The 6,485-nt window shown below is 55.2% G+C and carries 4 protein-coding genes and 2 pseudogenes; 1 reads left to right on the top strand and 5 read right to left on the bottom strand.

What is annotated here, in order from left to right:
* Positions 1-146: 146 nt before the first annotated feature.
* The 5 genes and pseudogenes from DDA898_RS06870 to DDA898_RS06850 all read right to left on the bottom strand — a co-directional run bounded on the left by DDA898_RS06870 (position 147) and on the right by DDA898_RS06850 (position 5,791).
* Positions 147-914: an ankyrin repeat domain-containing protein gene (locus DDA898_RS06870; RefSeq protein WP_038910664.1), complete on the bottom strand. Its 768-nt coding sequence runs from the start codon at positions 912-914 to the stop codon at positions 147-149.
* On the bottom strand, positions 911-1,690 hold the full coding sequence (locus DDA898_RS06865; protein ID WP_038910663.1) for an ankyrin repeat domain-containing protein: 780 nt from the start codon (positions 1,688-1,690) through the stop codon (positions 911-913). Before DDA898_RS06865 ends, DDA898_RS06870 begins: the two co-directional genes overlap by 4 nt.
* A complete protein-coding gene (locus DDA898_RS06860) occupies positions 1,690-3,060 on the bottom strand; it encodes a Tle-like phospholipase domain-containing protein (RefSeq protein WP_038910662.1) in 1,371 nt (456 codons plus the stop codon). Before DDA898_RS06860 ends, DDA898_RS06865 begins: the two co-directional genes overlap by 1 nt.
* A gap of 9 nt (positions 3,061-3,069) precedes the next feature.
* Positions 3,070-5,107: pseudogene (locus DDA898_RS06855) on the bottom strand (type VI secretion system Vgr family protein).
* Between the two features lie 165 nt (positions 5,108-5,272).
* Positions 5,273-5,791, bottom strand: a complete 519-nt coding sequence (locus DDA898_RS06850) for an Hcp family type VI secretion system effector (RefSeq protein WP_038910661.1) — start codon at positions 5,789-5,791, stop codon at positions 5,273-5,275.
* A 273-nt stretch (positions 5,792-6,064) separates the two neighbouring features.
* On the opposite strand from DDA898_RS06850, the pseudogene DDA898_RS06845 reads away from it, so the two are divergent.
* Positions 6,065-6,485: pseudogene (locus DDA898_RS06845) on the top strand (AMP nucleosidase); the annotation flags it as partial.

The raw sequence follows: 6,485 nt of genomic DNA, 5'->3' as shown, positions 1-6,485 counted from the left end.
GGATAATTAATCGTTATTTAAATAAGAAAAAACCGGACAATGAGAACAGCGACAAACCTCGGCTGAGGAAATAAACCCCACCACGATGACGAAAAAAAATAATATATTGCTATTGAAATACGGACAGAATTACCGCGATGTCTTTTTTAAAGGAATTCACCCCGTTCCCATTTATCCTGTACCTCTGCCGGAGACAGCGGGGGGAAATTAATACCGCGCTGTTGTAACTGCTGTTTAACCTTTAACAACCAGGGATATTGTGGCGAATTCTGCGCCATTATTGACAGGCTTTCATATACCCGCCAGGCCAGGCTGCCACCGGTGGCAGAATAAGTGTCGACTTTAGCACCACGCTCTATTAGCCAATAAACAATCTCATATTGATTGATATACGCAGCATAAAGCGCGCTATTTCTTTTCTGCCTGTCTGCTAAATTGATATCTGCCCCACGCTCTACCAACAGTTTGATATCGGCCCAGCGCTCTTCATTGATCGCACTCAATAATGCCGGTTGACCAAGTCTCCCAATGGCATTCGGATTTCCCCCGGCATCCAGAACAATGCGCAACCAGTCCGGATCACGCACACCGGATACCCGGTTTACCGCGCTGTCGCCTGAACCATCTTTATAATTCGGGTCAGCGCCCAGCTTTAGCGCCAGCCGTACCGCGTTCTTATCCTGCGTTTCATAAATCAACCACAGCAGCGGCGTAATCCCTTCTTTACCGTGAATATTCAGATTCAGCCCCTGGGCTAGCTGACGCCGTGCTTCCGCTTCATCACCTTTGCGGATGGCCTGCAATAAGGCCGCCATCGGTGGCTGGAACAACTCACTGGCCTGCATGCTGTGCCCTCCTGCCTGACAGGCGCTTAACAGCGGCACGCAAGCCAGCAGACAATGCCACCACCTCAAAGCGGCTCCCCTTTAGCACGGCGCTCCCGTACTTCTGCCGGAGATAAGGGGGGAAATTTAATACCGCGTTGTTGTAGCAATTCTCTTACTTTAATGCCCCACGGATACGACGCTGCATTATGTGGCATAACAGATAAACTATCTTCCACAGTCCATGCCATATTACTACCTGTTGCATCATATATGGTAATATCAGCACCCTTTTCTATTAGCCAATATGCGATTTCATATTTATTCAAATACCCCGCATACAACACACTGTTTCTATCCAAACTATCTTTTAAATTTATATCTGCCCCTCGCTCTACCAACAGTTTGATATCGGCCCAGCGCTCTTCACCTATCGCACTAAATAACGCCGGTTGCTCAAGTCTCCCAATGGCATTCGGATTTCCCCCGGCATCCAGAACAATGCGCAACCAGTCCGGATCACGCACACCGGATACCCGGTTTACCGCACTGTCGCCTGAGCCATCTTTGTAATTTGGATCGGCCCCCAGTTTTAACGCCAGCCGTACTGCGTTCTTATCCTGCGTTTCATAAATCAGCCACAGCAGCGGCGTAATCCCTTCTTTACCCTGAATATTCAGATTCAGCCCCTGGGCTAGCTGGCGCCGTGCTTCCGCTTCATCACCTTTGCGGATGGTCTGCAATAAAGCCGCCATCGGTGGCTGGAACAATTCACTGGCCTGCATGCTGTGCCCTCCGGCCTGACAGGCGGTCAATATTCCCGCAAACAATACGGCGATCCATTTGATTTTCTGTAACCATCGCATTATGCCCCCTTAAGCGTGCTGGTAATTTTTCCAATATCTTCTTTCTTTTCTTTTTCAATACCGGCTACAACTTGGTCCATGCCGTGTCGGGCTAATGGAGATCCCCCTGAACTAGGTAATGTTTTCATCTCACCTAAAGCGCTGGGAAGAGAGCCAGCTAACAATGTCGTAATACCAGCCACTCCACCAGCAATAGCCCCAACCTTACCCCCGATCAAAGCACCCGCACCAGAAAGTAAACCCGGTACAGCAACTTTGCCATAGGATTGGAGCATAGTAAGGATTTCGCCATCTACTGCTTGAGTTTTAATTAAGGAACTGGTAGTAGCCAAATCAGCACCTTGTTGCCTAGCAACAGTGTTGGCATGAAGACCAGCAGCATTAAAAATATACCCTGGTAATTTGGTTGCACTAACAGCAGCAGAAGCTAACCCTCCCCCTAAAGAGTGACCAACAATAACAGGTTCTGGAGATACAAGTCTCTTCATCAATTTTGCCAAATCCATTGCCTGATTATATTGAGCTGTTTCAAATCCTATTCCTTGAGCCCCATTTGTAAGCCAATCTTTAGCACCTGTTACACCATTATTGGTTCCTCTAAATGTCAACATCGTTTCATTATTAATAGATGACTTAAATAGCGCTGCTCCAAATCCTGAGTCTGGGTCAGTAAATTGCTTAGGAGTAATTTTAGGAAAGCTCTTTATATCAATAACCTCAAGTCCAACAGGAGGCTTTGGCAAAACAGCCCTTACCTTACGTCTAAATTCATCCACCGGATAAACATACTGCGCCGCTTCGGCGCGCAAGATGCTGTCGTTGTTAAACGCCAGTCGGGTGGCGGCGTCTTTCAGGCTCGGCATGGTCGCCGCCTGTTGCGCCAGCTTAGCGCGCGCCAGATAGCGATCCTTACGCTGTAATACCGTCAGCGCTTCATCCAGCACCGGCAGTTCGACGGTTGCTGCCCATTCCATCATGGCGGGCAGCAGCATCGGCGTTAGCGCCAGCAGCGGAGCGCGGCTTTTCGCCGACTGTTCCGCACAGGATTTAACCGGCGACTGGTAAGGCGTATCGCCAATAATCACATCCCCGCTGCCGGCCGCCACCGAGCCGCCACAGCCGATGGCATCGCCGATACGGGCGGCCAGCTTACCGTTGATGATCACCGTACCAGAACCGGCGGAAATCGCCCGGCTGTGAACCCCGTGCGGCATATTCGGGCATGGGCAGGCGTGCAGCAACACCGCATCGCCTTTACGCGCCGCCGGTTTGCCATTGATAATCACATCGCCACTGCCCGCAATCACCGGGGTGGCGGGAAAGCAGCCGTGACCGGCACAGCTGTCCCCTAAACGCGCAGCTCCTGGCATGGTGACTCCTTAACGCCGGTCCGGCGCATCTGGCAGCGTCGGTCTGGTGGGAGCCTCCGGCTCGATCGACACCGGCGCCGTGCCCGCGCCTGCGGAACCGCCGTCGTTGATTTTCACCACCGTGCCGGAGATGGTGACGCCGGCGCCGTCGATTTTGATAAATCCGCCGGGTGCTTTGATAGTCAGCGACTGCCCGGCTTCCAGCACGATATCCGCCGCCTTGAGGTAGCTGTCGGTATTGACCAGCACCCGCTGATGCGCGCCGATCAGCGTCTCTTCCGAACCAGACAGCGTAGTCTGGCGGCTGCCTTCAATACGGGTGATCTCGCCGCCGCCGATAAAGCGCTTGAATGACTGGGTGATGCTCTGTACGAGATGGCGACCAATCGATTGATGATGGTCCTGCCCAATCTGTTCAAAATCATCCTGCCCGATGGTGCGATGGCTATGGCGATCCACCCGCTGGAACTGGTCGTTCGCCACACTCAGATGCTGATCCAACCCGACGCTCTGGCGATGAATGTTGTTGATCACCGCGTCCATGTCTTTCTGTGCGTGCAGGTAAATCTGCTCCCGGGTGGCCTCATCTTCGAAACGAAGTTCGTTGAAACCGCTGCCTTTGTGGGTATCGGTACGCAGCGTAGTGCGTGTTTTGTGCTCCGGCAGCACATACGGCGTGGGGTTGGTGGCATGGAACGTCCGGCCGGTGATAAGCGGCTGGTCCGGGTCGCCCTCCAGAAAGCTCACCACCACCTCATGGCCGATACGTGGAATGGCGATTAACCCGTACTGCCCGCCGGCCCAGCCCTGACTGACCCGCACCCAGCAGGAGCTCTGGTCGTCGCTGGCGCCGTAGCGGTCCCACGGGAATTGCAGCTTCACCCGGCCAAATTTATCGCAGTAAATCTCTTCGCCCGCCGGGCCGACCACGGTGGCAATCTGCGGGCCGTCTACCATCGGCTTGTACGGCAGCGCCGCGCGCCAGGTGGTGGATCCTTTCACCACCTCAAAGCTGTTGCTGAGCGTGGTCGGCTCGCCGCCGCTTTCCTCTTCCAGCGCCTGTGGCTGCTGACCGCTGTGGGTCACCGCCACCACCTGCCAGGCCAGATTGAACGCCGGGTTCGGGTGTTCAGTCAGGGTAAAAGCGCTGCCCGGCCGCAGTTCGGCGGCGTTGGACTCCCCCACACCGGTTATCGCATCCGCACGCAGCGCGTCCAGTCGGTAGCCGGTAAACGCCTTGCCGCTCGGATCTTGCTTAAAACGACCGGGGTAGTCGAAGTGCTGGTAGGATTCGCGCTGGTGCTCCAGCTCGTTACTGGTCTTTTTGTGCGACAGCCCGTAGGCCGGGGTTTTAAAACAGTAATCTTTCAGTTCCACCTCGGCGGTGCTTACCGCTTCGGCGTAGCGGAAACGGCGCACGTAGGCGCCTTCGGTCAGCCCTTGTGTTGCCAGGTTAAAAAACAGCTCGGGGCCTTTGGTCAGCGCGCCGGCGTCGTCGGCAAACACCACCCGGTGCTTGTCGGCTTCGAATTCGTGGAAGTAGAACAGCCCTTCTTCCGCCGCCAGCCGGTGGATGAACGCCAGGTCGCTTTCGCGGTACTGCACGCAGTATTCGCGCACCGCGTGGTCGTGGCGCAGGGCAAAGGCAAAATCGGTGATCCCGGCTTCTTGCAGCAAGTTCGGTGATAATCTCATCCGGCTTTTTGGTCTGGAAGATACGGGCGTTGGTACGCAGCCCCAGCCGCCACAGCGCCGGGCGCACCTCGGCCTGATAGCGGGTGCGGCGAAAGCCGGTGTCGCCCTGGGCAAAGCGGCTGACGATACCGCTGACCCGGCGTTGCAGTGCGCCTTCGTACCACACCATCAGCTCGCACGGTTGGTCCAGCACCGCGCCGAAATCGATATCGGCCTGACTGCTGGCGAGACTCAGCGACAGCGCAAACGGCTGGTTCAGCGCCTCACTCAGTTCGAAATCCACCACCGCGAAGGTGGTGTCCGCCAATGCGCCGATTTTCACGGTAAACTGCAATCCTGTACTGTTAGCCACCTTGCTTCCTCCTTTCCCCGGCTCCATAGCTACCGCACACCCGGTCTGATGCCGTGCGTCAGCGTAAAATCATGATCAATACGACTGCACTCAGCGATGGGCGCGTCATCGCTCAGCGCAGACAAAAACAGAAAAACCCGGACCGGAGTCCGGGTTGCGGCGTGATTACGCTTCGATCGGCGCGCGCCAGTCGTCAGAGCCGGAAGTCCCGGCCACGGTGTGTTCCCAGTCGATTTTGCGGTACGCCAGCGACACTTCGATCAGCTGGGTGTAATCCTGCTTGGACGGGTCCTGGCAGTGCGGCATCTGGTTGTTGATGTCGACAATGGTGGCGTCGGTCAGTTTGGTGGTGAAGAAATGCTCCTGCTTGCCTTCGACAGACGTGCGGTACCACTTCAGGGTCACGGTCGGCAGCATTTCGCCGGACGCCAGCGCGTTATACAGCAGCGGCACGGCCTTGTTCAGGGCGACGGTGAATTTGAACGGTTTGTGCACGCGCTGACCGGACGGCTGGCCGGACTGCGGGTCGGTCGGCACGGTGACGATGTGTTTGAATTCCTGCACCAGCATCTCATCTTCGTGGCCCTGCACGTAGATGTTGCCGACAGAGTCGGAAGTAAAGGCGCCGGCGGTGATATTGCCCTGAGTTTTACCTTCGATGCTGATATAGCATGGAGTTGGCATGGTCTTGCTCCTTGTTGTTGAACGGTTAGGTGTGACTTCGCCCGTTCATAAAGCAATGACCATGCGCAGATTTTGCATTTGTTCTTTATTGGTTTAAAAAGCGAGCGAAACGACCCCTTAAATTTGAGATATAAATCACAAATTAGTTTTCTATGAAGGTACCGCCCCCTGACTTTTCAAATTCACTTTTATCCCATCGTGCCGTGATGTGTGCTGTGCCACAATGGGCGCACTGTATGGCGTCGGCCATCGCATCGGAAAAAAGGAGTGAAGATGAGTTATGCACCTGGCGCAGGCCTGTCCGCCAGCGAGGCGCTGGACCAGTTGGAAGCGCTGTATGATCGCGCAGTCAAAGCGTTACGCACCGCAATCGGCGATTTTATTACCCACGGCACCCTGCCGGATGCCGCCGAGCGCGCCAACGGGCTATTTGTCTACCCGGAACTGCGCATCAGTTGGGACGGGCAGTCCCAAAAGCACAGCAAAACCCGCGCGTACGGCCGCCTGACCCACGGCGGCAACTACCGCACCACCGTCACCCGGCCGCAGCTGTTCCGGCACTATCTGGCGGAACAGTTGGCGATCCTGGAAAACGATTATTCGGCCACTATCGAAGTCGCGCTGTCGGACAAGGAAATCCCTTATCCCTATGTGATCGACGGTGCCAATTTGAAGCTGGATCGCTCAATGAGCG

The sequence above is a fragment of the Dickeya dadantii NCPPB 898 genome (assembly GCF_000406145.1).
In the GTDB taxonomy this organism is placed as follows: Bacteria; Pseudomonadota; Gammaproteobacteria; order Enterobacterales; family Enterobacteriaceae; genus Dickeya; species Dickeya dadantii.
The sequence above is the reverse complement of the archived record's forward strand: the minus strand, read 5'-3'. Positions and strand labels throughout refer to the sequence as shown.